At 65.4% G+C, this 25,959-nt stretch carries 18 protein-coding genes; 7 read left to right on the top strand and 11 right to left on the bottom strand.

Translation table 11 applies throughout. The features are described from left to right. Positions 1 to 9: 9 nt before the first annotated feature. The gene (locus tag KYE46_RS11395; protein ID WP_219000736.1) at positions 10 to 159 is read left to right on the top strand and encodes a hypothetical protein; all 150 of its coding nucleotides are present in this window, start codon (positions 10 to 12) and stop codon (positions 157 to 159) included. Between the two features lie 161 nt (positions 160 to 320). Continuing rightward, entirely contained in the window at positions 321 to 1,715 is a 1,395-nt protein-coding gene (lpdA, locus tag KYE46_RS11390; protein ID WP_219000735.1) for a dihydrolipoyl dehydrogenase, read from the top strand. Positions 1,716 to 1,795: 80 nt separating this feature from the next. Here lpdA and KYE46_RS11385 read toward each other — a convergent pair whose 3' ends face one another. Further along, positions 1,796 to 6,133 (bottom strand): VWA domain-containing protein, encoded by a 4,338-nt coding sequence (locus tag KYE46_RS11385; RefSeq protein ID WP_219000734.1) that lies wholly within the window; start codon positions 6,131 to 6,133, stop codon positions 1,796 to 1,798. A 170-nt stretch (positions 6,134 to 6,303) separates the two neighbouring features. Here KYE46_RS11385 and KYE46_RS11380 point away from each other — a divergent pair, with 170 nt between their 5' ends. Further along, positions 6,304 to 7,416 (top strand): MFS transporter, encoded by a 1,113-nt coding sequence (locus KYE46_RS11380; protein ID WP_247716822.1) that lies wholly within the window; start codon positions 6,304 to 6,306, stop codon positions 7,414 to 7,416. Positions 7,417 to 7,490: 74 nt separating this feature from the next. Then, positions 7,491 to 10,376, top strand: coding sequence for an excinuclease ABC subunit UvrA (gene uvrA, locus KYE46_RS11375; RefSeq protein ID WP_219000733.1), 2,886 nt, complete (start codon positions 7,491 to 7,493; stop codon positions 10,374 to 10,376). Positions 10,377 to 10,473: 97 nt separating this feature from the next. On the opposite strand, the gene KYE46_RS11370 is transcribed toward uvrA, so the two are convergent. The 5 genes from KYE46_RS11370 to KYE46_RS11350 all read right to left on the bottom strand — a co-directional run bounded on the left by KYE46_RS11370 (position 10,474) and on the right by KYE46_RS11350 (position 19,129). Beyond that, positions 10,474 to 11,637: a cytochrome P450 gene (locus KYE46_RS11370; protein WP_219000732.1), complete on the bottom strand. Its 1,164-nt coding sequence runs from the start codon at positions 11,635 to 11,637 to the stop codon at positions 10,474 to 10,476. An 81-nt stretch (positions 11,638 to 11,718) separates the two neighbouring features. Next, positions 11,719 to 14,289 carry a TRAP transporter permease gene (locus KYE46_RS11365; protein ID WP_219000731.1) on the bottom strand — a complete coding sequence of 857 codons (2,571 nt, stop codon included), beginning with the start codon at positions 14,287 to 14,289 and terminating at the stop codon, positions 11,719 to 11,721. A gap of 273 nt (positions 14,290 to 14,562) precedes the next feature. Beyond that, positions 14,563 to 15,555, bottom strand: coding sequence for a TAXI family TRAP transporter solute-binding subunit (locus KYE46_RS11360; RefSeq protein ID WP_219000730.1), 993 nt, complete (start codon positions 15,553 to 15,555; stop codon positions 14,563 to 14,565). A 302-nt stretch (positions 15,556 to 15,857) separates the two neighbouring features. After that, complete coding sequence (locus tag KYE46_RS11355; protein ID WP_219000729.1) at positions 15,858 to 17,210, bottom strand: sigma-54-dependent transcriptional regulator; 1,353 nt, start codon at positions 17,208 to 17,210, stop codon at positions 15,858 to 15,860. Next, entirely contained in the window at positions 17,207 to 19,129 is a 1,923-nt protein-coding gene (locus KYE46_RS11350; RefSeq protein ID WP_247716821.1) for a sensor histidine kinase, read from the bottom strand. Before KYE46_RS11350 ends, KYE46_RS11355 begins: the two co-directional genes overlap by 4 nt. A 251-nt stretch (positions 19,130 to 19,380) precedes the next feature. Between KYE46_RS11350 and KYE46_RS11345 the strand changes: the two genes are divergently transcribed. Beyond that, positions 19,381 to 20,640 (top strand): PPC domain-containing protein, encoded by a 1,260-nt coding sequence (locus KYE46_RS11345; RefSeq protein WP_219000728.1) that lies wholly within the window; start codon positions 19,381 to 19,383, stop codon positions 20,638 to 20,640. Positions 20,641 to 20,707: 67 nt separating this feature from the next. Here the strand turns inward: KYE46_RS11345 and tpiA are convergent, their stop codons facing one another. Further along, positions 20,708 to 21,454, bottom strand: coding sequence for a triose-phosphate isomerase (gene tpiA, locus KYE46_RS11340; protein WP_219000727.1), 747 nt, complete (start codon positions 21,452 to 21,454; stop codon positions 20,708 to 20,710). Between the two features lie 73 nt (positions 21,455 to 21,527). Between tpiA and KYE46_RS11335 the strand changes: the two genes are divergently transcribed. Further along, entirely contained in the window at positions 21,528 to 22,433 is a 906-nt protein-coding gene (locus tag KYE46_RS11335) for an isopenicillin N synthase family dioxygenase (protein ID WP_219000726.1), read from the top strand. Positions 22,434 to 22,561: 128 nt separating this feature from the next. On the opposite strand, the gene KYE46_RS11330 is transcribed toward KYE46_RS11335, so the two are convergent. The 4 genes from KYE46_RS11330 to KYE46_RS11315 all read right to left on the bottom strand — a co-directional run bounded on the left by KYE46_RS11330 (position 22,562) and on the right by KYE46_RS11315 (position 24,612). Further along, entirely contained in the window at positions 22,562 to 22,891 is a 330-nt protein-coding gene (locus tag KYE46_RS11330) for a TfoX/Sxy family protein (RefSeq protein WP_219000725.1), read from the bottom strand. Beyond that, on the bottom strand, positions 22,888 to 23,268 hold the full coding sequence (locus KYE46_RS11325) for a HesB/IscA family protein (RefSeq protein WP_219000724.1): 381 nt from the start codon (positions 23,266 to 23,268) through the stop codon (positions 22,888 to 22,890). Before KYE46_RS11325 ends, KYE46_RS11330 begins: the two co-directional genes overlap by 4 nt. Before the next feature lie 83 nt (positions 23,269 to 23,351). Then, on the bottom strand, positions 23,352 to 24,029 hold the full coding sequence (locus KYE46_RS11320) for a DUF3307 domain-containing protein (protein WP_219000723.1): 678 nt from the start codon (positions 24,027 to 24,029) through the stop codon (positions 23,352 to 23,354). A gap of 220 nt (positions 24,030 to 24,249) precedes the next feature. After that, the gene (locus KYE46_RS11315; protein ID WP_219000722.1) at positions 24,250 to 24,612 is read right to left on the bottom strand and encodes an SUF system Fe-S cluster assembly protein; all 363 of its coding nucleotides are present in this window, start codon (positions 24,610 to 24,612) and stop codon (positions 24,250 to 24,252) included. 153 nt (positions 24,613 to 24,765) lie between these two features. On the opposite strand from KYE46_RS11315, the gene tgt reads away from it, so the two are divergent. Then, positions 24,766 to 25,896: a tRNA guanosine(34) transglycosylase Tgt gene (tgt, locus tag KYE46_RS11310; RefSeq protein WP_219000721.1), complete on the top strand. Its 1,131-nt coding sequence runs from the start codon at positions 24,766 to 24,768 to the stop codon at positions 25,894 to 25,896. Positions 25,897 to 25,959 lie beyond the last annotated feature (63 nt).

Here is a 25,959-nt window from a genome sequence, read left to right as displayed (position 1 = left end):
GAACATCCGATGTCGCAACCGATCCAGAAAGCTTCGCCCGCCTTGGGCAAAATCCTCTTCACCGTCGCGGTGATTGCGGTCGGTCTCGTGATCGCGTCGCTTGCGCAGTCCAGCGCCCCTCTCTCCGAGATGCCCCTCTGGATGCGGCCCGCCGGCTGACGCCAACACAGCTCCATTCTTGGCCTCGAAAGCCGTCATGAAGCTATGTTCAGCGCGCATTGCGGCCTGCGACCTAGCGTCAATTGTCGGGTCTGAGGAAATGGTTTAACGTTGAACAAATTTGCAACGACCGTGACCTCTCAGACCCGGAGAAGACCCAAATGGCCGCACAAAACTTCGACCTCATCGTCATCGGGGCGGGCCCAGGCGGCTATGTCGCCGCGATTCGCGCCAGCCAGCTCGGGCTGAAGACGGCCATCGTGGAACGCGAGCACATGGGCGGCATCTGCCTCAACTGGGGCTGTATCCCGACCAAGGCGCTTCTGCGCTCCTCCGAAGTGTTCCACCTCATGCATCGCGCCAAGGAATTCGGCCTTTCCGCAGACGGCGTCGGCTACGATCTGGACAAGGTCGTCGATCGCTCGCGCAAGGTGGCCAAGCAGCTGTCGGGCGGCGTGGCGCATCTGATGAAGAAGAACAAGATCACGACCTTCATGGGCGAGGCGACGATCCCTTCGAAGGGCAAGGTCTCGGTGAAGACTGACAAGGGCACCGAAGAGCTGACCGCGAAGAACATCGTGCTGGCCACCGGCGCCCGCGCGCGGGAGCTTCCGGGCTTGGAGGCCGACGACAAGCGCGTCTGGACCTACAAGGCCGCGCTCAAGCCGCCGCATATGCCGAAGAAGCTGCTGGTCATCGGATCCGGTGCCATCGGGATCGAATTTGCCAGCTTCTACAATACCTTGGGCGCTGACACGACGGTTGTCGAAGTGATGGACCGCGTGCTGCCCGTGGAAGATGCCGAGATCTCGGCCTTCGCCAAGAAGAGCTTCGAGAAGCAGGGCATGAAGATCATGCAGAAGGCGATGGTCAAGAAGCTTGACCGCGCTGACGACAAGGTGACGGCCCATATTGAGATCGACGGCAAGGTCGAGAAGCAGGAGTTCGACACGGTGATTTCCGCCGTGGGTATCGTCGGCAATGTCGAGAACCTCGGGCTGGAAGATCTGGGCGTGAAGATCGACCGCACCCATGTCGTCACCGATGAATACTGCCGCACCGGCGTCGAGGGGCTCTACGCCATTGGCGACATCGCCGGCGCGCCGTGGTTGGCGCACAAGGCCTCCCACGAAGGTGTCATGGTGGCCGAACTGATCGCGGGCCAGAAACCCCATCCGATCAAGCCCGGCTCCATCGCCGGTTGCACCTATTGCCATCCGCAGGTGGCCTCCGTCGGCATGACCGAGGCGCAGGCGAAGGAAGCGGGTTACAAGGTCAAGGTCGGCCGGTTCCCCTTCATCGGCAACGGCAAGGCGATCGCCTTGGGCGAGCCGGAAGGTCTGATCAAGACCGTCTTTGACGAGAAGACCGGAGAGCTTCTGGGTGCCCATATGGTCGGCGCCGAAGTGACCGAGCTGATTCAGGGATACGTCGTGGGCCGCCAGTTGGAGACGACCGAGCAGGACCTGATGGAGACCGTCTTCCCGCATCCGACGCTGTCGGAGATGATGCACGAAAGCGTGCTCGACGCCTATGACCGGGTCATCCACATCTAGGCGCAGCCTTTCAGGTTCACACGCAATAAAAAAACGGGCGGCCCGATGGGACCGCCCGTTTTCTTGTTATCTTAGGCGCTCTATTGCACCGTGATCGGCAATTCCGCCAGGACGCGCCGGTCCGGATCCATGAAGTATCGCAACACGTAGGCGCCCGGCGTTTCCGGCACGTTCAGTGTCAACGTGGTGCCGTCCTGGGTCCGCGAATAGCTCTCCCAACGCGCACCGCCGTCCGCGCCCGCGCGGCCTAAGGCGATGAAATCGCGAGGGTAATTCGGCCCCGTCCAAGCGACTTCCACGGTGCCGCCGGCCTGGGCCGTGGAGGGGGCCGTCAGGGTCGCTGCGACATCGTTCAGCGTGATCGGCACCTCGGCGATCGCCACGCGGTCCTGATCGATGATGTAGCGTACCACGTAGCTGCCCGGCTCGGACGGCATCCGTACTTGCAAAGGCGAGCCCTGATCGGTGCTTGTATAGGCCTCCCACCGGGCGCCGCCGGTCGAGCCTTCGCGTCCTACGGCGATGAAATCGCGCGGATAATCCGGCCCGGTCCAGCCGATCTCGACCATTGAGCCGACAGCCGCCGAGGCGGGCACCGTCAGCGTCGCCGCGGGCGCCGTGAGGGTGATCGCGGCCTCTGCCTGCACCACGCGATCCTGATCGATGAAGTAGCGGATCACGTATTCGCCGGCAGTGGGCGGGGTGACGAGCGTGAGCGGCGATCCTTCCTCGGTCCTTGCGTAATTATCCCACCGCGCACCGCCTTCCGCGCCCACGCGCCCGATGGCGATGAAATCACGCGGATAGTCCGGTCCGGTCCAAGCCACCTCGATGGTCGACCCGGCCTCGGCCGTGGCGGGCGCGGTGATCGAGGCGGCGACTTCCGTCAATTCGATCTGCGCCTCGGCCAGCACGCGGCGGTCCTGATCCACGAAGTAGCGGATCACGTAAGCGCCCGGTTCCGGTGGCATCTGCAAGCGGACGACAGCGCCTTCCTCGGTTCGCGTGTAGTTGTCCCACCGCGCGCCACCTTCAGCGCCCACGCGCCCGATGGCGATGAAGTCACGCGGATAGTCCGGCCCGGTCCAAGCCACCTCGATGGTCGACCCGGCCTGAGCCGTGGCGGGCGCGGTGAGCGAGGCGGCGACATCGGTCAGTTCGATCTGCGCCTCCGCCAGCACGCGGCGGTCCTGGTCCACGAAGTAGCGGATCACGTAAGCGCCCGGTTCCGGTGGCATCTGCAGACGGAGGACAGCGCCTTCCTCGGTCCTTGTGTAGTTGTCCCACCGCGCGCCGCCTTCCGCGCCTACGCGCCCGATGGCGATGAAGTCACGCGGATAGTCCGGTCCGGTCCAGGCGACCTCGATGGTCGATCCAGCCGGAGCTGTGGCAGGCGCGGTGAGCGTGGCGGCGACATCGGTCACCGTGATCGGCACCTCGATCAGCGACGAGCGGTCCTGGTGCACCACGTATTCCAGCACGTAGTTGCCGGGCTCCGTCGGCATCAGCAACCGTAGCGGAGAGCCTTCGCTGGTGCGCGTCGTGTTGTCGAAACGGTAGTTCCCCTCGGCGCCCACCCGCGAGATGCCGATGAAATCGCGGGGATAATCCGGCCCCGTCCAAGCAAGCTCGATGGTCGAGCCCGCCGCCGCTGTTGCCGGTGCAGTGATGCTCGCCTCAACCTCCGTGATCGTGATCGGCACCGTCGTGATCGCACTGCGGTCCTGTCCTTCCACGTACTCAAGGATGTATTCTCCGGGTTCCGTGGGCATCAACAGAGGCAACGTCCGGCCTTCCGAGGTGCGCGTGGTGTTGACGAAGCGGTAGTTGCCTTCCGCGCCGACCGGCGTCACGCCAATGAAATCGCGCGTATAATCCGGTCCGGTCCAGGCCACCTCGATGGTCGATCCCGCCAGCGCCGTCGCGGGCGCGGTCAGGGTCGCCGTCGCGGGGGTGACAGTGATCGGCACGGTGGTGATCGCGCTGCGATCCTGACCCTCGACATATTCCAGCATGTAGTCGCCGGGCACCGATGGCATGAGCACCCGCAGCGGAGAGCCCTCGGACGTGGGTGTCGTGTTCACGAAGCGGTAGTTGCCGGTGCCGTCGACGGGCGTGATGCCGATGAAATCCCTCTCGTAGTCAGGCCCCGTCCAAGCGACTTCGATGGTCGCCCCCGCCACGGCGCTGCCCTGTGCGGTCAGGCTGGCCGAGGCCGGCGTCACGGTGATCGGCACCGCCACGACGCGCGTGCGGCCTTCGCCGAGGACATATTCCAGCTCGTAGTCGCCGGGGACCGAGGGCATCAGCAGCCGGGACGGGTTGCCTTCGTTCGTCCGCATGGTGTTGGCGAAGCGATAGTTTCCGGTCTCGCCCACGGCGGTGATGGCGACGAAATCGCTCGGCGCATCGGGTCCGGTCCAGCCGAGTTCGATGGTCGATCCGGCCACGGCACTCGCAGGCCCGGTGAGGGACGCCACCTGCGCCACCACGTTGATCGAGGCGCGCGCCAGGATCACGCCGTCCTGTCCCATCCGGTAGCGCACTTCGTAGAGGCCCGGCTCGGTCGGCGCCGTAAGGCTCGCGATCTGTCCGTGCGACGTGGGCCGGCGGCTGGCGGTATAGCCGTGCGTGCTGGCTTCGGGCTCGGTCACAACGATCATGTCGTTGGGGTAATCCGGGCCGGTCCAGACCACCTCGAACTGGCTGCCGATGCTGACTTCTTCGGGCACCTCCAGCGTCGCGGTCACGGGCGTAGACAGGATCGGCGCGCGGGCGATGACCTGCCGTGTCGAGGCATCCGTGTAGCGGATCTCGAACGGGCCGGCCTCCGCAGGCATCAATACCGTCGCGGGGTTGACCGTGGCATCAAGGGTCACGGGGTTCACATATTCCGTGCGCGGTGCGCCCACCGGCGCGACGGAAAGCGTGTCGCCGGGGTTCGCGGGGCCGGTCCATCCCACCTGGATCGTGGAGCCCATGGGCGCCTGCGCGGGATTGGTCAGGGTCGCCGATGCGACGGGTTCGGGGAAGACGACGACGATCTCTCGCGGTTGATCCACCACGACGAAATCGACGCTTCGTTCGATCTCCTGCGCGGTCCAATAGGCCGTTACCCGGTAGGCACCGCGGCTCATCGAAAAAGTCGCCGGGTTGGTGGTGACCGGGTTGGTATGCAACGGCTCCACGTCCCAGATCACGGGGTCGGTGATCGTCACGCCGCCCACGTCACCGATGCGGGCGACAAAGTCGATCTCGACGGTCAGGGCGGGCAGGGGGATGATCACCTCCTGCGGGGCATTCGGCTCGACCGTGAACCGCGTCTCGTGGCGGGTGCCGGCGTTCGCGCGCTCCACCTCAAGCCGGTATTCTCCGGGCAGAAGGGCCACGTTGCCGCCCGGGGAGACGACCGGCCCAAGGAGCACCGTGTCCTCGCTGTCATAGAGCGTCCAGGCCAGTTGCGACGCGGGCACCGACATGTCGGGCAGCACCCGCGCGGTGAAGGTGACCTGGCTCGTCTCGATGATCGGCGGCATGGCCACGATGACGAGATCGGTCTGCCCTTCGATGACGGTAAACGAAGTCTGGTAGGTCTGCGGCCCGTCCGGCTCCACCCGCGTGGCCTGTGCCACATAGGTGCCGGGGAAGAGGCTCACGTCGATGGCGGGGCCGGGGGTGCCTTCGCTGACGACATCTCCATCGGCGCCGATGAGGGTCCAGCTGACGGGCCGTGTCGGCAGATTGCCTTCCGGCAGAACCTGCGCCTCGACCCGCATCGGGGTGGGCGAGACAGTCACGACCTGCTCCAGCGCCTGGCCGAGTTCGGTGGCGTTGTCCGCGGTCAGAAACTGCCCGCCGGTGTTGTCAGCGATGCATTGCATTTGAGCGCGGGCCTCGGGCTCGGAGGCGACGTCGAAGCCGATCACATGGGCGGTGAAGTCGACCCCGGTGGCTTCCAGCTCCGCCGCGATCGCGCAGGGGTCGGGGTTGCAGTTCTCGATCCCGTCCGAGACGAGGATCACGGTCGCGGCCTCTTCGGTCGAGCGCAGGCTTTGCGCGGCGGCGATCACGGCATCGGTCATCGGGGTGCGGCCGCGCGGGTTGATCGCGTTGACGGCGGCGAGGATCTCGTCCTGCGTGCCGGGGGCGGGGGCTACGATGGTCTCGATATCCGCGCAGCTTCCCCGTTGCCGATGGCCGTAGACCGTCAGCCCGAGCGAGACGTCATCGGCCATGTCATCCAGCATTTCAGCGATGACGGTGCGTGCGATGACGATCTTGTTGACGCCGTCGATCTGCCCCCACATCGAGCCGGACCCGTCCAGAACGAGGATCGTGTTCGGCCGGTCCGTGGCCTGAGCCAGGGCGGCGAGGGGGAGCATCAGGAAAGTCAGGAGAGCAATGAGAAACGCGCGCATGAATATCATCCGTTCTGAAATATGAACTGAGCGCCGGGCAGAATCCGGCTTGGGTTCACGCTAACGTGTCCTCGATGATCGTCAAAGTGCGGGTTTTCCGGACTGCCCGACGCGCGGATCTGGGCGGCTCCTCGCTTGACGAGGCGCGGCAAAGAGAAGATGCACAGCCCATGGACGCATCCTCTCATCGTACGCCGTGGCTGCTGATCGCGGCGCTGTATCTCACCGGACTGATCGCCGGGATGCAGTTCACCAAGGTTTCCCTGACGCTGACAGGACTTGCGGAGGTCTACCCCGGCTGGCCTGTGGCTTTTGCCGTGTCGGGCGTGGCGGTGATGGGCATCCTCTTTGGCGTCATGGCGGGCGGCTTCACGGCGAGCATCGGCCCCCGGCGCGCTATCTTGCTGGCGCTCGGCACCTCGGCGATCGTCGGCGGCGTCGAGGCCTTCTTGCCGCCGTTCCCTGTGTTCATGGCCCTCCGGGTGATCGAGGGTGCCGGGCACCTCGTGCTTGTGGTCGCGGTGCCCACGCTGATGGCGCGCCTCGCCGCGCCCAAGGATCGCGCCATGGTGATGGGCCTCTGGGCGACGTTCTTCGGCGTGGGCTTTGCCGCCGCAGCGCTTACGATGGGGGACAACCTGTCGGCTGCCTACGGGGGCCATGCGATCTTCGCGGCGATCATGTTCGGCGTGCTGTTCACCATGCTCCCCAAGGGTGTCGTCGTGGTGCGCCGCCCCTTGCCGCGCCTCTCGGATCACCTGATGATCTACCAGACACCCCGCCTGTTTGCGCCCGGGCTCGGGCACGGCATCTATGCCTCCCTCTTCCTGGCGTTGGTGACCTTCATGCCGTTGGCCCTCGACGCATTGTGGCTGGCACCGATCTTGCCCCTCGCGGGGATCCTTGGGTCCTTTCTGGCGGGCTTTCTGGCGCGCTGGATCGCGCCGGGCACGCTTGTCTGGGGCACCTTTCTGACGATGGCCATCCTTTTCGCCATAACCCTCGTGTCCGGCCCGGCCGCGCCCTACGTGCTGATCGTGGCCTTGGGCGCAAGCGGCATCGTGGCCGGCGCGGGTTTCGCCGCCGTGCCATGGCTCAACGCAGCCGACGACGACCGCGCGCTGGCCAATGGTGCGCTCGCGCAACTCGGCAACATTGGCACTTTCACCGGCACACCGGTTCTCGCCGCCATGGCGACAGGCGCCTACCTGCCGGTGGCGATTGGCGTCAGTCTGGTGGCGGCAGCTGTCACCTACCTTGCGTATCGGGCTGCTCGTTCCTGAAATGTTCCTCTTTTTCTATTGGAGACTCGCACCGTAGCCCCTATGTGTTGCGAGATCGTTAATCGGGGGCGAGCATGGCTGAATTGAAGAACATCGAGGTACGCGGCGCGCGCGAGCACAACCTCAAGAATATCGATCTTGATATTCCGCGCGACAAGCTGGTGGTGATCACCGGCCTGTCCGGCTCGGGCAAATCCTCCATCGCTTTCGACACGATCTATGCCGAGGGCCAGCGCCGCTATGTCGAGAGCCTCAGCGCCTATGCGCGGCAATTCCTTGATATGATGGAGAAACCCGACGTCGATCACATCAGCGGCCTCAGCCCCGCGATCTCGATCGAGCAGAAGACGACCTCCAAGAACCCGCGTTCCACCGTCGGCACCGTGACCGAGATCTACGACTATCTGCGCCTGCTTTTCGCGCGCGCGGGCACTCCCTACAGCCCCGCCACCGGCGAGCCGATCGAGGCGCAGCAGGTCCAAGACATGGTCGACCGCGTGATGGCGATGGAGGAGGGCACGCGCGCCTACCTGCTGGCGCCCATCGTGCGCGACCGAAAGGGCGAGTACCGCAAGGAATTCCTCGAGCTGCGCAAGCAGGGCTTCCAGCGTGTGAAGGTGGACGGAGAGTTCTATGAGCTGGACGAGCCACCGACCCTCGACAAGAAATTCCGCCACGACATCGACGTCGTGGTTGATCGCATCGTGGTGCGCGAAGGCACCGAGACGCGTCTTGCCGACAGCTTCCGCACCGCGCTGGACCTCGCCGACGGTATCGCGGTGCTCGAGATCGCGCAAAGAGGTGAGGGCGCGGAGGGGGAAGAGCCGCCGCGCTACACCTTCAGCGAGAAATTTGCCTGTCCCGTCAGCGGCTTCACGATTCCCGAGATCGAGCCGCGCCTGTTCTCCTTCAACGCGCCTTTCGGCGCCTGTCCGACCTGTGACGGCCTGGGACAAGAGCTGTTCTTCGACGAAGGGCTGATGGTTCCCGACAAGGCGCTCTCGCTGGAGAATGGCGCCATCGCGCCTTGGCGCAAGGGCAAATCCCCGTATTTCGTGCAGACCATCGAGGCCATCGCGCGGCACTACGGTTTCGATCCGAAAACCAAGTGGAAGGATCTCGATCCGGCGATCCAGCAGGTCTTCCTGCGCGGCTCCGGCAAGGAAGAGATCAAGTTTCGCTACGACGAGGGCGGCCGCGTTTATCAGGTTGAGCGTACTTTCGAGGGCGTGATCCCCAACATGGAGCGCCGCTACCGCGAGACCGACAGCGCGTGGATCCGCGAAGAATTCGAGCGCTTTCAGAACAATCGTCCATGTGGCGATTGCGGTGGCTACCGCCTGCGCCCCGAGGCGCTCGCCGTGAAGATCGGGCCGCGCGACAACCTGCTTCACGTGGGTCAGGTCGTGCAGATGTCGATCTCGGAGGCCTTGGCCTGGGTCGAAACTGTGCCGGACGCCTTGAGCAATCAGAAGAACGAGGTTGCGCGCGCGATCCTCAAGGAAATTCGCGAGCGGCTCGGGTTCCTGAACAACGTGGGCCTGCAATACCTGACGCTATCGCGCAACGCGGGCACGCTCTCGGGTGGTGAGGCGCAGCGTATCCGGCTGGCCTCGCAGATCGGCAGCGGGCTGACAGGCGTGCTCTACGTGCTCGACGAGCCCTCCATCGGCCTGCACCAGCGCGACAACGACCGGCTGCTGACGACGCTGAAAAACCTGCGCGATCAGGGCAATACCGTGATCGTGGTGGAGCATGACGAGGAAGCGATCCGCGAGGCGGATTACGTCTTCGACATCGGCCCCGGCGCGGGCGTCCATGGCGGCCAGATCGTGGGCGAGGGCACGCCTGAAGACCTGATTGCCAACCCGGCGTCGATCACCGGCGATTACCTTGCTGGTCGTCGCGAGATTGCCGTGCCGACCAAGCGGCGCAAGGGCAACAAGAAGAAGCTGCAGGTGGTCAAGGCGACCGGCAACAACCTGCAAAACGTGACGGCCGATTTCCCGCTCGGGCAGTTTGTCTGCGTTACCGGTGTTTCGGGGGGTGGCAAGTCGACGCTCACCATCGAGACGCTGTTCAAGACCGCCTCTATGAAGCTCAACGGCGCGCGGCAGACGCCCGCGCCTTGCGAGACGATCAAGGGGCTGGAGCACCTCGACAAGGTGATCGACATCGACCAGCGCGCCATCGGGCGCACGCCGCGCTCGAACCCGGCCACCTATACCGGCGCCTTCACCCCGATCCGCGAATGGTTCGCGGGCCTGCCCGAGGCCAAGGCGCGCGGCTACAAGCCCGGTCGCTTCAGCTTCAACGTCAAGGGCGGCCGCTGCGAGGCCTGCCAGGGTGATGGTCTGATCAAGATCGAGATGCACTTCCTGCCCGACGTCTACGTTGAATGCGAGACGTGTCGCGGCCAGCGCTACAACCGCGAGACGCTGGAGATCCGCTTCAAGGGAATGAGCATCGCCGATGTGCTGAACATGACGGTCGAGGATGCGCAGGAGTTCTTCAAGGCGGTGCCTTCGATCCGCACCAAGATGGACGCGCTGATGCGTGTGGGCCTTGGCTACATCAAGGTGGGCCAGCAGGCGACGACGCTCTCGGGCGGCGAGGCGCAGCGGGTGAAGCTGTCGAAGGAACTGGCCAAGCAGTCCACCGGCCGCACGCTCTACATCCTTGACGAGCCGACGACCGGTCTGCATTTCGAAGACGTGCGCAAGTTGTTGGAAGTGCTGCATGAATTGGTCGATCAGGGAAACTCGGTCGTGGTGATCGAGCACAACCTCGACGTCATCAAGACCGCAGACCATATCATCGATATCGGCCCCGAGGGCGGCGACGGCGGCGGCATGATCGTGGCTAAGGGCACGCCGGAGCAGGTGGCGAAGGTGGAGGCGTCCCACACCGGGCGCTACCTCGCGCCGATGTTGGAAGCGCGCAAGGTCGCGGCGGAATAGGCCGCTTCACCGCTTTCCAGGCTAGAAACGGAAACGGCCCGCGCGTTCGCGCGGGCCGTTCTTGTATGGCGTGGAGGCAGGACTGCAGTAGCTGGCTTCAGGCCTCGACCATCAGCGCGTCGAGCCCGTGGAAATGGTAGATGTCGCCGTAGTGGGGTTTCTCGACCAGCCGCAGATCGGGGCAGCGCTCGAAAAGGATCGGCAGGGCGATCTGCAACTCCAACCGAGCGAGCGGCGCGCCGACGCAGAAGTGCAGGCCCGCTCCGAAGGCCAGCTGAGCCGGGCCGCTGCGGTCGGGCTGGAAGCTGTCGGGGTCGGGGTAGACCTCCGGGTCGCGGTTGGCCGCGCCGAGCAGCAGCGCCACCTGGTCGCCACGCCGGAAGGTATGACCCATGACCTCCACCTCCTCGTAGGCGGTGCGGGTGAACATATGCAGCGGCGGGTCGATGCGCAGCAGCTCCTCGACGAATTTGGCAGGCTCCTCCGGGGGGCGGTGGCCTTCTTCAAGGCAGAGCTTCATGCCGTTGCCGATGGAATGGACCGTGGCCTCGTGGCCGGCGTTCAGCAGCAGGATGCAGGTGGTGATCAGCTCGTCGGTGGAGAGTTTCTCACCGTCCTCTTCGGCGGCGATCAGGGCGGTGATCAGGTCGTCGCGCGGATCGGCGCGCTTGCGCTCGACGTAGTCGCGCATGAAGGCCACGAATTCCTCCGTCGCCTTGGCGGCGGTGTCCTCGTCGGCGCGGGTGCGGCCCGCCTGATACATCATCACCATGGCGTTGGACCAGCGCAGCAGCTCGGGCGCCATCTCCTCGGGCACGCCGAGGAGGCGGGCGATGATGGTGACGGGGAGCGGGCGGGCGAAGCTGTCGAGCAGGTCGTGGGGGCCTTCGGGGAAGGCGTCGATCAGATCATGGGTGAGCTGCGTGATCTCGGGCGCCAGTTCCTTGATGCGGCGGTTGGTGAAGGCGCGCAGGACGAGACCGCGCAGGCGCGTGTGGCGCGGCGGCTCCAGCTCGAGCATCGAGTGGGCCTCGACATCGTAGAAGGGCTTGAGGTGGTCTGGCACCGGCAGCGCCTCCACCGGTTCGCGCCCGAAGCGCCGGTCGCGCAAGATCGCGTTGGTGGCGGCATGGGTGGTGGTGCAGGCCATGGCGTAGTCGTCCCAATAAAACAGGGGGTCATGGGCGCGGGCCTCGGCGTAGAACGGGTAGGGGTTCTGGACGAAAGCCGGTTCGGTCGGGGATTGCTGGAGCGTGATCATGGCGGTCTTAAAAGCGATCGACGCCCCACATGGTAGGGGGCGTCGCGCATTTTTTCCGTATTTTAGAAAAGGTGAAGCAGCTCAGTCCGCGCCGCGCACCGGGATCGCCGTGGAGGGGGCCGGATCGACCAGCCGCTGGATCAGGAAGATCGCGGCCGCCGTGGCGATGCCGGCGAGGTCGGTGGTCCAGCCGCCCGCGATCAGCAGGAGCGCGGCGAAGATTAGGCCGATCCGCAGGAACCAGACGGAGTTCTTGCCGAGGAACCAGCCCTGGATGCCCGAGGTCAGCAGGAAGATGCCCAGAATGGCGGTGATCCCTGCGCGCAGGATATTATACCACGCCGGGGCCTGGTGCATCATCTCGCCCGCCACTTCGACCGCGGGGCCCTGCATCAGCAGGTTGCCGTTGTAGAAGAACATGAAGGGCACGATGAAGGCCGCGATGCCGATCTTGAAGGAGGCGACCGAGGTCTCCATCGGGTTGGCGCCGGAGATGCCGGCGGCAGCGTAGGAGGCGAGCGCCACGGGCGGGGTGATGGCGGAGACCACGGCGAAGTAGAAGACAAAGAAATGCGCCGTGAGTTGCGGGATGCCGAGGGAGACGAGGCCGGGTGCCACCACGGAGGCCGCCACGGCGTAGGCGGCGGTTGTGGGCATGCCCATGCCGAGCAGGATCGCGATGCACATGGCGAAGAAAAGCGCCAGCAGTTGGCTCACCCCCGCGAGGTCCAGCAGCACGGCAGAGAAACGCGCGCCGACGCCGGTGAGGGAGATGACCCCCACGATGATGCCCGCGCAGGCGCAGACGGCGATGATCTGGATCGACATGACGCCGGCGATTTCCAGCCCGCGCATCATGCCCTTGATCCCGAGGCCCATGGTGGCGTCAGGCGCCATGAACTCGGAGATCGAGACATAGGCGAAGGCCAGCAGGATGATGATGCCGGTGATCAGTGCGAGGGTGCTCATCAGCGCGCTCTGATCCGCGCCGGGGGCGGGCGTCGGCGAGATGATCCAGACCACGGTAAGGATCACGGTCATCGCGGCGATGGCCAGCACGAAGAGCCGTTGCAGGCTCCAGTTCCCGCGCGGCGAGAAATGTTCGGGCGCCGCCCATGAGACGACCACGGCGGCGACGGTGGCCAGCGTGCCCGCCCGGATGACCGAGTAGCCCATGAAGAGCGCGAAGATCAGGATGACGATCGGCAGGAAGAGGAAGACCTTGCGGGCCATCTCGCGGAACTTGGGCAGCTCGTCCTCGCGCATGCCGCGCATGCCGAGTTTGGCGGCCTCGAAATCGACCATGAAGTAGATTGACGCGAAGTAGAGCACCGCCGGGATCAGCGCGGCGATGGCGATGTCTTGATAGGGGATGCCGGTGATTTCGGCCATGATGAAGGCGCCCGCACCCATGATCGGCGGCATGATCTGGCCCCCGGTGGAGGCGGCGGCCTCGACTGCGCCGGCGGTCTTCTTGTGGTAGCCCACCTTCTTCATCAGCGGGATGGTGAGCGAGCCCGTCGCCACCACGTTGCCGGCGGAGGTGCCGTTGATCATGCCCATGAGGCCGGAGGCGAAGATCGCCACCTTGGCCGGTCCCCCGCGCGCGCGGCCGGCGGCGGCGAAGGCGAAGTTCACGAAGTAATCGCCCACCTTGGAGGCCTGCAGGAAGGCCGCGAAGATGATGAAGAGGATGATGTAGGTGGAGGAGACGGCCGTCGTCGGCCCGAGGATGCCCGCGTCGGTGTAGACGAAGCCGAAGAAGCGTTGCCAGTCGTAGGGGTTCTGCACGGCAAGGATGCCGGGCAGCAGGTGCGCGGTGAAGGTATAGGCGAGAAAGACGCCGGTGATGATGACCAGCGCAAGGCCGGCGACGCGGCGCGTCAGCTCGAGGATCATGGCGGAGCCAGCCGTGGCCGCAAAGGCCACGCCGATCGGCACGAAGGAGGTGCCGACGGAGTTGCGCGCGGCGGTGGAATAGATCGGGATCAGGTAGAGCGCGACGACGAGGGCGCAGATCGCCAGCACGATGTCGGAGGCCGCGAAGGAGCCGCGGCCCTGACGTTCGAACCAACCGAGCACGATGGCGCCGCCGGTGGCGACGAGGAGCGGCAGGCCGAAGTGGTAGACCTCCGCCTGGTAGATCGGCGTGCCGGGGAAGGCCGCCCATGTGGTCAGCCCGCCCATCTGCGGCAGCTCGCCCCCGTTGATCTGGCCGATGAAGCCGAAGACGGTGAAGCCTGCGTAGAGGGCCGGGAGCGCGAAGAGGGCGGCGAGGGCGGAGGTGCCCCGGGTGCTCCGGTCGCTCGCGGCGTCATGGCCGAAGGTGTGGGCGGAGAACAGCAGGAAGCCGAGCGCCAGCGCGCCAGCAATGTGGACGATGCGGAAGTTCCAGGTCTCCAGCGGGAATTGCGGAAGGAAGGGCAGGTCGATCCCGGTCATGGCGGAAATCGACAGGCCATTGAGCGCGGCCATATGGAAGCCCGCGTAAATCACCGAGAGGATTCCGACGAAGAGGAAGGCGCGGCCCTCGAACAGGCGGCGGTTGCTCTCGACCGGTTCTTCGTCCACGCCCTGCGCGATCACGGGGCCTTCGATGTGATCGACCGGAAAGGGGTTTTTGGAGTGATCGGTCGCTGTGTGGTCGGTCATAGAGGTGTCCCTTGGGATCGGTGCGCATGGGCCTGGGGCCGGGTCTCGGGCGAGGCGGGGTCACGTGGCGCTTGTAGGCTCACGGACGAGAAATTCTGAAGGTGGATGGGCTCGGCTTCGCCGCGGCCAGCGTGTCGCGGTTCTCGCGGAGCCTTTCGTGAGGCTCTAACGTTTCCCGCGCGAATATCGGGCCAAAGCTGTGCGACTGGAGCGCCATCGGAGTCGGGCTGCGGGAAAAGGGCGGGCCGTTGCAGGCCCGCCCAATCCGTCAACTCAGTTGCCGTGGATCATGTCGTCGGAGATCTCGGCACCGGCGTTCTCGATGAACCAGCGCGCGGCACCGGGGTGCCACATCAGGACGTTGTTCTTGTCCCAGTTCTCCGGCAGCGTCGCCCGTGCGGCGCCGTGGATTGCCTGCATCCGCTCGTTGTCGGACATCACGATGTCGACGACTTCGTAGACGAAGCTCTCGGGCAGATCGCAGTTGGCGATGGTGAAGTTCCACATCGACACCGATTGCGCGTCTTCGGTCAGCGTCTCGTAGGTGCCGGCCGGGATCGTGAAGGGCGAGACCGGGAACTCTTCCATGATCGTCGCCTGCTCTTCTTCGGTGAAGGCGATGAAGTTGATGTCGGTCTGGACCTCGAGCTGGCTCACCGCGGGGGTGGGCACGCCGGCGGCGAAGGCGATGACGTCCAGCAGGCCGTCCTGCACCTGACCGCCGAGGTCGGTCCAGTTGCCGTTGCGGCGGTCAAACTCGACGCCGAGCGTCTCCATCATGCGCGGGAAGTAGGTGTCGGAGGTAGAGCCGGCAGGGCCGAAACCGATGCGCGCACCCGCGGGGATGTCGGAGATCGTCTCGATCCCAGACGACGCAAGCACGGTGATCGCGAAGGGCGTCTGGTACATCGGGAACATCGCGCAGGCGTTGGTCATCTGCAGGCCGGGGGCGATGGGGTTCGTGCCTTGCAGCGATTCCGCGGCCGGGCCCATGGTGGTCATGCCAAACTGCGCCTCGCCGGTGTGCACCAGCGCCATGTTTTGCATCGGGCCGCCGGTGATCTCGCTGCCGCCGGAAATGCCAAGCTCGTCCGCGACAAGGTTTGCCCAACCGGAGCCATAGGCGAAATAGGTGCCGCCCTGACCCGCGGTGCCAAGGGTGAAGTTCTCGGGCCAGCCGGTGCGGTCGACATGGCTGTCGGCGAATGCGGTGGTGGCCACGAGAGCGGTAGACAGCGTCAGTGCGCCCAGTTTGGTGAAAGTCATGATATTCTCCCTAAGATATCTGCGATCGGACTCCCGACCCGATCGCTTGCACTTTTGGTGTGTGCATTACGTCTACCCTGCAACCGGGCATCTGTCATCTGTGCGGGAAATCGGTGGGGGTTGCTGCATGGATGTGTGGAAATCTACCCATCGGTGCGGAAGCAGTGGGTGGAATTCCACACATTCACCTGCGAGAGGGACTTGAGGTAGCGCTCGATCTAGGAGAAGGGCGCGCCAAAATTCCTTGCAAGGAATTTGTCAGAGCCTTGCAAGGCTCTGCGGAAAACCCTTGCAAGGGTTTTTCAGCCCTCGGCGTCGGGGCGGAAATCACTGCGGTCCAGCCCGTGTTTCTGCATCTTGTCGTAGAGCGCCTTGCGGCTGATGCCGAGCGCCTCGTAGGTCGCCTTGATCGACCCGGCCTGCGCGCTCAGCGTGGCGGCGATCAGGCTGCGCTCGTGGGCGGCCATCTGATCGGCCAGCCGTCCAACGCCCGGTGTCGCGCCGGTCTCGCCGAGGCCGAACCCCAGGATGGCCCGCTCCGCTTCGTTGCGAAGCTCGCGGATGTTGCCGGGCCAGTCGCGGGTCGCGAGATCAGCCAATGCATCAGGCGAAATCGGCGGGACCGGTCGGCTATGGCGGGTGGAGGCTTCGGCCAGCAGGATCTGGAACAGGCTCGGGATATCCTCGCGGCGCTCGGCGAGGGGCGGCATCCGCAGGGTGACGACGTTGAGCCGGTAGAGAAGATCATCACGGAACGTGCCCTCGCGCGCGGCCTGCGCCAGATCCCGGCGCGAGGCCGCGATGACGCGCAGATCGAGCGCCACCGGCTCGTTTGAGCCCAGGGGCGTGATCTCCCTGTCATGGAGGGCGGTTAGGAGTTTGCCTTGCAGGGGCAGGGGGATGCTGTCGATCTGGTCAAGGAAAAGAGTGCCACCGCGGGCGTGTTCGAATTTGCCGTAGCGAGCGCGAGTAGCGCCCGCGAAAGCGCCCGGCGTGTGGCCGAACAATTCGCTCTCGATCATCGTGTCGGGAAGGGCGGCGCAATTGACCGCCACGAAGGGCCGCTCGGCCCGACGCGAGGCGGCGTGGAGCGCGCGCGCGGCGACCTCCTTGCCGGTGCCTGTGGCCCCTTCGATCAGCGCATCCGCGTCCGTCTCGGCCACGGCGCGAAGTTGCGCGCGGAGTTGCGCCATGGCAGCGGAGCGTCCGTTCAGCATCGATGCGATCGGGTCGGCACCCCCGGCCCCCGCCGCCTGCGCCTTCAGCGCACGCACTTCCATCGTCAGCCGGCGTTTGTCGAGCGCGCGCTCGATCGTTTCCACCAGTCGCGCCGGATCATAGGGTTTCTCGATGAAATCGTAAGCGCCCATCCGGATGCTTTGCACGGCCAGTCCGACATCGGCGTGGCCGGTCACGAGGATCACCGGCAAGTCCGGGTCGCGCGACAAGGCCTCGGCCATCAAGGCGGTGCCATCCATGCCCGGCATGCGGATGTCAGTTATCAGAACGCCCGGGAAATCTGCCGTGATGTGCTCCAGCGCCGCTTCGGCCGTGGCGCAAGCGATCACCGGCAGATCGGCGAGCGTCAGGGTCTGTTCTCCCGCGATCCGCAGGTCGGTTTCATCGTCCACGAAAAGGACCGGTGCCTCATTCATTGCGCTGCATGCTCCTGCGCCTCAGGGGTGGCGCTCTCCAGGGTCACGCGAAATATCGCGCCGCCGTCGGGGTGGTTTTCGGCCCAGAGCCGTCCGCCGAAATCACCGATGATGTTGAACGAGATCGACAACCCGAGGCCAAGCCCCTGGCCGGGCTCCTTGGTGGTGAAGAACGGATCAAAGGCCTGCGCCAGAGCCTCTTCCGAAAGGCCGGGGCCGATATCTCGCACGGCGATCTCGGGGGATGCGCCGCCGCGCAGGGCGATGTCGATCTGCGGCGCCTCGACCTCCGCCATCGCATCCAGCGCATTGCCCAGAAGGTTCACCACGACCTGTTGCAGCCGCACGCGGCCCCCGCGCACCCAGATTTCCGTCTCCGGAGGCGTGTAGCGGATATCCACGCCGCGCAGGCGGGGGGCCATCAGCTCCAACGCGTCGTCGATGACGGGGCCCAGGGGGACCGGGCCGGTTTTCTCTCCGGGGCGCCGCGCGAAGTTGCGAAGGTGCTTCGAGATCGAGGCCATGCGATCCGCCAGCCCGCTGATCCGTTCGATATTGCGCTGCGCATCCTCCATACGGCCGCGATCCAGGAAGGTGCGCGCGTTCTCGGCATAGGATTTGACCGCCGCCAGTGGCTGATTGAACTCATGGCTCAGCGCCGCCGACATCTGTCCGAGCGCTGCCAGTTTGCCCGCCTGCACCAACTCTGCCTGTGTCTTGCGCAGCCGCGCCTCGGTGGCCCGGCGCTCTTCGACCTCGGTCTTCAACTCGGTCGTGCGCTCCGCCACCCGGGCCTCCAACAAGGTCGCGAGGGAGCGCTCGGCTGACAGGCGCTCCACCAGACGCGCGCGGCGCGCCAGGACCGTCGCCAATACAAGCGCCACCATGATTACCACCAGCGACAGCAACAATACCGCAGTCCACGCGCGCTGCACGGCGGGACCGGTGGGCGTCAGGATCGACACCCGCCAGCTTGCGGCGGCGATCAGCGAGGTCTGGCTGACGAAGCTCTCGCGTCCGATCCGCGCGACCTCCAGCCCGAAGCCCACGTCCGGGTCGAGCGGCGCGGTCTCCATCTCGAGCCGGGTCAGCATCGACACGGGATATTGCCGGGTCCGCGCGATCTGCGACATGACCCAATCCTGGATCGGAGCAGTCCGGCGGAAGCGCCATTCCTCCCGGTCGGACATGAAGATCACGTTGTTTACATCGCGCACGATGAGGGTGGAGCCGGACTGCGCCCAAGCCTCCTCGAAGCCGTCGATGCGCAGCTTGACCACGACGACGCCGATCACCTGCGTATCCTCGATCACCGGCGACGCGAAGAAATAGCCGCGCTGTCCCGATTGCGTGCCAAGCGCGTGGAAGCGCCCCAGACCTGCGCCCATCGCGTCCACGAAATACGGGCGGTAGGAGAAGTTCGCGCCGACAAAGGAATGCTCGGTCCGGTAATTCGACGCAGCCACCGTGCGGCCCTCGGTGTCGAGCACGTAGATGTCGGAGACATCCAGCGACAGGGCAGACTGGCGCAGGAGTTCATTGGCAAAGGGGACGATGCCCTCGTTGTCGGGCTCTGCCAGAAGTTGCGGCAGGATCGGGCGATCCGCGATCAGGGCGGGCAGGGCCTGCGTACGCTCCAACGCGCCACGCAGAACTTCGGTCGCAAGCCGCAGGGTCGCGGCATCCTCCGCACCCGCTTGCCGCAGGTAGAACCGCTCGATCCGGGGGTAGGCCGCGAGGATCGCACCCAAGGCAATCAGCGCCAGCAGGGCCACCATCCAGATCGCGCGCCGGGGCCGGTTGGGCATCCGCGGCGTCAGTCCCGTCGGGTCGCCCGCATCGCTTGCACGCGGAGCCGCGATGGAGTCGCGCTCAGGCAGGGCATCGGGCTGCGGCGTTGGGGCAGGGCGGTCGTTCATGGGGATTATCTATGGCAGGCAGCCGCCGCAGTTGCCAGAGCCGCAGCGGGCCATCCGCACCCGTGGACACTGCAGACGTGACACGAAACCCCGCCAAGCAGACAAGACCCTTCAACCCCACGTCACCGATAGGGAAACTTTCCCCGCGCACGACCGCGCGCGTCGATGGAAAATCGAAAACGCTTGTGCTTATCTCGACCCATAAAGCCGCCACGCAAAACGACGTGGCCGCGCGACTGGAGGATAACTTGATGAAATTTACGTTTTCGGCCTTTGCAACCACCGCGATCGTCGGCCTGACCGCCGGGGCTGCATCCGCGCAGGACGTTTCCTGCGGCGGTATCGGCGCGGCGGGCCAGTGGATGGGCGGCGCGGCTGAGGCCTCCGACATTACCACCAGCGAGGGACCCCTGACGCTCGAAGCATTGCCCGTGACGCAGGGCGGGAACACGGTCGGCTATTTCTCCATCTCCGAGACCACCGAGGTCCGGGTCGAGGCGCAGCCCGTCGACGGCGGCGACAGCGTGATCGAACTCTACGACGAGGCCGGCACCCTGATCCTGACCGACGACGACAGCGGCGGCGCATGGGCCTCGCGCGCTGAAACGACCCTGCAACCGGGGTCCTATTGCCTCGCCACGCGCGGCTATGCCGATGGCGCGCTGACCACCGACATGCGCGTCGGCCGGCTGGAGCATGAGGACATCACCCAAGGCCTGAGCGGCGGCTTCTTCGGCGGCGGTGATCCCTATTTCGTGGGCGTCGATGCCTGCACCTCGGATACTCAGGCGACGCTTCTGGGTACCGGACCGATCGACGGGCAACTCACAGATGACGGCGTGACCGCCATCAACACGATATCCGAGACGCCCTACTACCGCTTCACCCTCGCCAATCCGCAGGCGATCTCCGTCCGGGCCGAGAACCCTTCGGCGGATCCCTACATCTATTTCTTCGACGGCGATGGCACGCTCATGGCGGAGAACGACGACTACGAGTCACTCAACAGCCGGATCGATTTCACCACGCCCCTGCCGGCCGGCACCTATTGCATCGGCATGCGCGCGCTCTCGAACCCGGATGTCCCCGTGACGCTCTCGGTCGTGGGTTACGACGCTGCCGCCGCGCTGGCGGAACTTTATGACACGGGCGAGGCGGCGCCGCCCCTTGATGGGTCCTACCCCGTCATCGATCTGGGCGTCTTGCCCGGCCGCTCGGTACGCGATGCACAGGTCAGCGGGCGTCAGGCCACGTGGTACGCCTTCGAGGTGCCCGAGCAGGGGGCGCTGGTCGTCAACGCGGTCGAGGTGACCGACAGCGACCCGCTGCTTATCCTCTACGATGATCTGGGTCAGGAGGTCGCCTACAACGACGACCATGGCGGCACCCTCAACAGCCAGATCACCGCTCGCGTTCAGGCCGGCCGCTATATCCTCGCGGTGCGCCAGTACTCCGACAATTATCAGGGGATCATCCGCATCGCGACAGAGCGCTATATTCCCGCGCCTTGACGAGAATGACAGCAAAGAAAGGGCCGCCCTCCGAACCGGGGGCGGCCTTCGCGTTCCTGGAGCTCTCTCAGGCTGCGGACAGCGCCTCGATGATGCCGCTGAAATCCGCCGCCTTCAACGAGGCTCCACCAACCAGCGCACCGTCAACGTTGGACACCGCAAAGATCTCCGCCGCATTACCCGGCTTGACCGAGCCACCATAGAGCAGCGGGATCGCATCGGCGGCACCGCCCCGGCGCGTCGCCAGTTCGGAGCGGATATGATCATGAACCTCGGCAATCTGTTCCAGCGTCGGCGTCCGGCCCGTGCCGATTGCCCAGACCGGCTCGTAGGCCACCACGATCTGCTCCGGCGCGGCGCCAGACGGGATCGATCCCGCGACCTGCGAGGCAACCACCTGCAACGTCACGCCGGCATCACGCTCGGCCTCGGTCTCACCGACGCAGACGATCGCCACCAGCCCCGCATCGATCGCAGCGGTGACCTGCAGCGCCACATCGGTGCTGCTCTCGCCATGATCCGCACGGCGCTCCGAATGGCCGAGGATCACATGGGTGGCGCCCGCGTCCGCCAGCATCGCCGCCGAGATGTCGCCGGTATGGGCGCCCGATCCCGCGCTGTGGCAGGTCTGCCCCCCCACGTAGAGGCTCATCAGGCCCGCGCGCGCCGCCATCGGCGCGATCAGCGTGGCAGGCGGGCACAGGAGGACCTCGCATTGCGCCGCCTCCACGACCTCCGCGAGGGCGTCGACCTCCACCAGATCGGCCGTCATGCCGTTCATCTTCCAATTGCCTGCCGCCAGTTTCCGTGCCATCGCAACCTCCATAGCTATACCGGACATGTCGTGGCAGGCCCGGCCCAGAAGTCAACCCGACAGGAGATCGCCGATGATCCCGCACATTGACGCCAAAGCTCTCTCCGCCCGCGCGCCCGAGGCGCTCTCGGCCACGCGCCACGGCGCTGAGGAGGTGGGCTTTCTCACCCTCCATAACACGGCCCTCGACGCAGAGCAGGTACACGCGGCCCTCGACGCCTACCGTGCTTTCTTCAAGGGAGACGCGGCCAACAAACAGGCGGTCAACATGGATGTCACCGGCTCCAACCGCGGATGGGGCGGGGCGGGCTCGGAGCAAGTCGACCCGCAAGCCAACCCCGATTACAAGGAGGTCTTTGATTGCGGCGTGGAACTGCCTGCCGATGATCCCTTCGCGCGCCTGCCGGTCTATGCCCCGAACCAATGGCCGCGCGAGCCCGCAGGCTTCCAAACCACGATCGAGACCTATTTCGCGCAGGCCCGCGCGATTTCTCTGAAACTGTTGCAAGGCATCTCGGCTGCCATCGGCGCCGATCCCACCTTCTTCGCCGACAAGTTCACCAAGCCAATGGCGCTGCTGCGCGGCAACTATTACCCCGAGCGCCCGGCGTGGGCCGGAGACCGCGACTTCGGCATCGCCGCCCACACGGATTACGGCTGCCTCACCTTGCTCGCGACCGACGGCCAACCGGGGCTGGAGGTTCAACTGCGCGATGGCACCTGGGCGCCGGTTCAGGCTGATCCGGGAACGTTCATCATCAACTTCGGAGAAATGCTGGAAATGTGGACCGGCGGCCAGGTCCGCGCCACGCCACACCGCGTCATCGGCGGCGCGCAGGAGCGCCTCTCGATCCCGCTGTTCTTCAATCCCGCCTTTGACACGAACGTCGCGCCCCCCGAGGCGCCCCCCATCGAAGCGGGAGAGCACCTCTCCAGACGCTACATGGAAACCTATTCCCACCTCCAGGATGGGTCGTGACCGTACAATGCGCGAGCCTCTTCCTTCATCTTGGCCTTACAACTCCGGGGGGCTTGGGGGGCTGGCCCCCCATGGGCGCTAAAGAAGGCACCGGCGGCCATAAAGGCACGTCTCTAAGCCAATCCCGCCTACAGATGCGCCAAGGCCCGACGCGCCCAATCAACGGCTACGTCAGGATTATCCATCCCGGCTTCCGGCATCGTCCAGTAAGGCATCGCGGTAGGCTTTCGCTTCGCGCCTTCGCGCTCATAGGTCCAGCGGCGGCAGCCCTCGGACTCCAGCACCTCGCGAAAATCGCCGGCACCTTTCAGGTAAAGCTGTCCGTCGGACATCAACAGGGCAAAGATCGTGCCGTCATGGTAGATGCAAAGCCCGCCCATCATCTTGCGGGTGCTGAGCGAACCGAGGCCCGAGAAGAGTTCTACCGCGAAGGCAATCTCTTCATCCGAAACGCTCACGAGTCCGACTGCTCGGCCTGAAGCTCTTCCACGTCCTTGAACTTGATCGACTCGCCGCAGCCGCAGGCGTCGGTGACATTGGGATTGCGGAACTGGAACGAGGCCTCCAGCAAGCTGACCTCGTAGTCGATCTCGGTGCCGAACAGGAACATCTGCGCCATCGGGGCAATCATCACGCGGGCGCCATCCTGCTCGACAACCTCGTCCAGAGGGTCGATCTCGGTGACGTATTCCATCGTGTATTCCATGCCCGCGCAGCCGCCTTTCTTGACGCCGATGCGCAGACCTTGTGTGCCGCCCTGATCCATCAGCTTGGCGATCTGCCTGGCGGCTCTTTCCGTCATGGTGACGGCTTGTTTTCCGGGAATCCCGAACATGGCGCTTCGCTTTCCTTTGACTGCTTGCCCCTAATGTAAGTGCCAGGCGGCGCTTTCTCAAGCCTGAGCGGTTTACTCGGACATCACTGCATCATCGGCATGATCATCGCGAGCGGCACGGCCACTGCAAGCCCCCAGGCGAGGCTGATCGCGCTGCCCAGAAACAGACGCCGGCGCCCGGTCCGGTCGCGCCCGGCGAAGCTCAACCCGAGGTAGAGGCCCTTCACCGCGACCACCGCGGCCGCCCAGATCGGCCAGCCACCGATCAAAAGGACACATAATATCGCGCGCTCGGCCCATCCCATGACGACCCCGATCCCCGATCCGTCCCCACGTCCCGCAACCAGCATTGCCACCGCGTATTGCCCGCCGCGTGCGGCGAAAAGCACGCCCGCTGCGATCATGTAGAGCAGCGGCAGGGGCTCGATCGCGGACAGCGGGCTCTCGGGCCAGATCTGCGGCGCCATCAGGGCGATCCCGGCGATCGAGGCGATGTGCAGCAATTGATCCGCCACATAGGCGCCAAGCCCCTCGGGCATGGCGTAGGTCTTCACGATGTCGATCCAGAGATGCAGCGTCGCGAGCGCAAGAAACCACGGATTCAGCGTCAGCGTCGTCAAAACCATCGTGCCAAGGACCAGCCCGATATGAGCCGCCATGGCGATGGGGCGCTTCTTGTTGACCACCATCCACGTCGTTTGCAGCACGTAGTCCGCGATCACATGGGCAAGGAACAATGCCGCAAAGGTATAGGCTGCCATGTCTGCTGCGTTTCCTGTCTGCCCGGGCGCAGCACTGCCACGCCCCCGCGACGGCGTCCGCTGCGCCGCGCTCTTCCCGTATATTCCCCTTGGGTACACGATGGCAGGGGCGCGCCCGGCGGGCAAGCGCGGCGCGGCGACTTCAACCTATGGAATGCCTGACTTTACACGGAGGCGCGGATCGGTCTGCGACGCAGCGCTCAAGCGCCGCGTATCTGATTTACATGAAGCCCAGTTCCAGCCGCGCCTCGTCGGACATCATGTCCATGCCCCAGGGCGGCTCCCAGGTGAGCTGCACATCCACCTGCTTCACACCGTCCAGTGGCTCCACCGCGTCGGCGACCCAACCGGGCATTTCTCCCGCCACCGGGCATCCGGGGGCGGTCAGCGACATGATGATCGTCACTTCGTTCTCGGCCCCGATGTCGATCGTGTAGATCAGGCCGAGATCGTAAATGTTCACAGGGATTTCAGGGTCATAGACAGACCGACAGGCCTCCACGATGGTGTCGTAGAGGGGGTGGTCGGTGCTGGAGGGCGCAATCAGCGGCGCGCCTTCCATCTGTGGTGTCTGCTCGGTCATGGTTGGTCCCGGTTCAATATCTGAGCAAAGATATAAGGATTGCGGGGGAGGGCGTAAAGGGAGGCGCGGCAAGGAAGTGGCGCGGGCATCGCGGCAAAGGGTCCCTTCACGGCGCCTTTGCAATCCTCGCGGCGCGACGCTATGGGCTGGCCCATGACACAGCGCTTCTCCTTCAGCCTCAACGCGACCTCGGGCAAGGCCCGCACGGGCGTCATCTCCACCCCCCGCGGCGAGATCCGCACACCGGCCTTCATGCCGGTGGGCACGGCGGCGACGGTGAAGGCGATGATGCCGGAAAGCGTGGCCGCGACGGGTGCCGACATCCTGCTTGGCAACACCTATCACCTGATGCTGCGCCCCACGGCCGAGCGGATCGCCAACCTGGGCGGGCTGCACCGCTTCATGAACTGGGACAAGCCGATCCTGACCGACTCGGGCGGCTTTCAGGTGATGAGCCTGGCCGATCTGCGCAAGCTGACCGAAGAGGGGGTGACCTTCCGCAGCCATATCGACGGCTCCAAGCACCTGCTCAGCCCCGAGCGCTCGATGGAGATCCAGAAGCTGCTCGGCTCGGACATCGTGATGTGCTTCGACGAATGCCCCGCACTGCCGGCTGATCGCGCGGCGCTTGAAACCTCCATGCGGCTCTCGATGCGGTGGGCCGCGCGCTCGAAGGAGGCTTTCGGCGACCGTCCGGGCCATGCGCTCTTCGGGATACAGCAGGGCGGTCTGGAGGAAGACCTGCGTGAGGAAAGCGCGAAGGCGCTGCGCGAGATCGAGTTCGACGGCTACGCCGTGGGCGGCCTCGCGGTGGGCGAGGGGCAGGAGGCCATGTTCGGCTGCCTCGAATTCGCGCCCGATCAGCTGCCGACCGACAAGCCGCGCTACCTGATGGGCGTCGGCAAGCCCGACGACATCGTGGGCGCCGTGAAGCGTGGCATCGACATGATGGACTGCGTTCTGCCGTCGCGCTCGGGGCGGACCGGACAGGCGTGGACCCGGCGCGGGCAGGTCAACATCAAGAACGCTCGCCACGCCGACGATCCGCGCCCGCTGGACGAGCACTGCACATGCCCCGCCTGCCGCAACTATTCCCGCGCCTACCTGCACCACGTGTTCCGCGCGCAGGAGATGATCTCGGGCATGCTGCTGACCTGGCACAACCTGCATTACTATCAGGAGCTGATGCAGGGGATGCGCGACGCCATCGCGGAGGATGATTTCGCAGGCTTCGAGGCGCGCTTCCACGCGGACCGCGCACAGGGCGATATCGCGCCGCTCTGAGCGCATTCTCGTAACCGCCCGTTGAGCCTCGCGCGAAAGTCATCGGGGCCGGAATGCGCGCTG

It is taken from the genome of Gymnodinialimonas ceratoperidinii, assembly GCF_019297855.1.
Lineage (GTDB): Bacteria > Pseudomonadota > Alphaproteobacteria > Rhodobacterales > Rhodobacteraceae > Gymnodinialimonas > Gymnodinialimonas ceratoperidinii.
This window is presented reverse-complemented; position numbering and strand designations above follow the sequence as displayed.

What these genes read in the sequence shown, in the direction of transcription:
- KYE46_RS11380 (WP_247716822.1), top strand. Translation starts at nt 6,304, where the DNA reads ATGGACGCATCCTCTCATCGTACGCCGTGGCTGCTGATCGCGGCGCTG.
- KYE46_RS11320 (WP_219000723.1), bottom strand. Translation starts at nt 24,029, where the DNA reads ATGGCAGCCTATACCTTTGCGGCATTGTTCCTTGCCCATGTGATCGCG.
- KYE46_RS11365 (WP_219000731.1), bottom strand. Translation starts at nt 14,289, where the DNA reads ATGACCGACCACACAGCGACCGATCACTCCAAAAACCCCTTTCCGGTC.
- KYE46_RS11345 (WP_219000728.1), top strand. Translation starts at nt 19,381, where the DNA reads ATGAAATTTACGTTTTCGGCCTTTGCAACCACCGCGATCGTCGGCCTG.
- KYE46_RS11355 (WP_219000729.1), bottom strand. Translation starts at nt 17,210, where the DNA reads ATGAATGAGGCACCGGTCCTTTTCGTGGACGATGAAACCGACCTGCGG.
- tpiA (WP_219000727.1), bottom strand. Translation starts at nt 21,454, where the DNA reads ATGGCACGGAAACTGGCGGCAGGCAATTGGAAGATGAACGGCATGACG.
- KYE46_RS11395 (WP_219000736.1), top strand. Translation starts at nt 10, where the DNA reads ATGTCGCAACCGATCCAGAAAGCTTCGCCCGCCTTGGGCAAAATCCTC.
- KYE46_RS11385 (WP_219000734.1), bottom strand. Translation starts at nt 6,133, where the DNA reads ATGCGCGCGTTTCTCATTGCTCTCCTGACTTTCCTGATGCTCCCCCTC.
- KYE46_RS11335 (WP_219000726.1), top strand. Translation starts at nt 21,528, where the DNA reads ATGATCCCGCACATTGACGCCAAAGCTCTCTCCGCCCGCGCGCCCGAG.
- KYE46_RS11325 (WP_219000724.1), bottom strand. Translation starts at nt 23,268, where the DNA reads ATGTTCGGGATTCCCGGAAAACAAGCCGTCACCATGACGGAAAGAGCC.
- tgt (WP_219000721.1), top strand. Translation starts at nt 24,766, where the DNA reads ATGACACAGCGCTTCTCCTTCAGCCTCAACGCGACCTCGGGCAAGGCC.
- lpdA (WP_219000735.1), top strand. Translation starts at nt 321, where the DNA reads ATGGCCGCACAAAACTTCGACCTCATCGTCATCGGGGCGGGCCCAGGC.
- KYE46_RS11350 (WP_247716821.1), bottom strand. Translation starts at nt 19,129, where the DNA reads ATGAACGACCGCCCTGCCCCAACGCCGCAGCCCGATGCCCTGCCTGAG.
- KYE46_RS11360 (WP_219000730.1), bottom strand. Translation starts at nt 15,555, where the DNA reads ATGACTTTCACCAAACTGGGCGCACTGACGCTGTCTACCGCTCTCGTG.
- KYE46_RS11315 (WP_219000722.1), bottom strand. Translation starts at nt 24,612, where the DNA reads ATGACCGAGCAGACACCACAGATGGAAGGCGCGCCGCTGATTGCGCCC.
- uvrA (WP_219000733.1), top strand. Translation starts at nt 7,491, where the DNA reads ATGGCTGAATTGAAGAACATCGAGGTACGCGGCGCGCGCGAGCACAAC.
- KYE46_RS11370 (WP_219000732.1), bottom strand. Translation starts at nt 11,637, where the DNA reads ATGATCACGCTCCAGCAATCCCCGACCGAACCGGCTTTCGTCCAGAAC.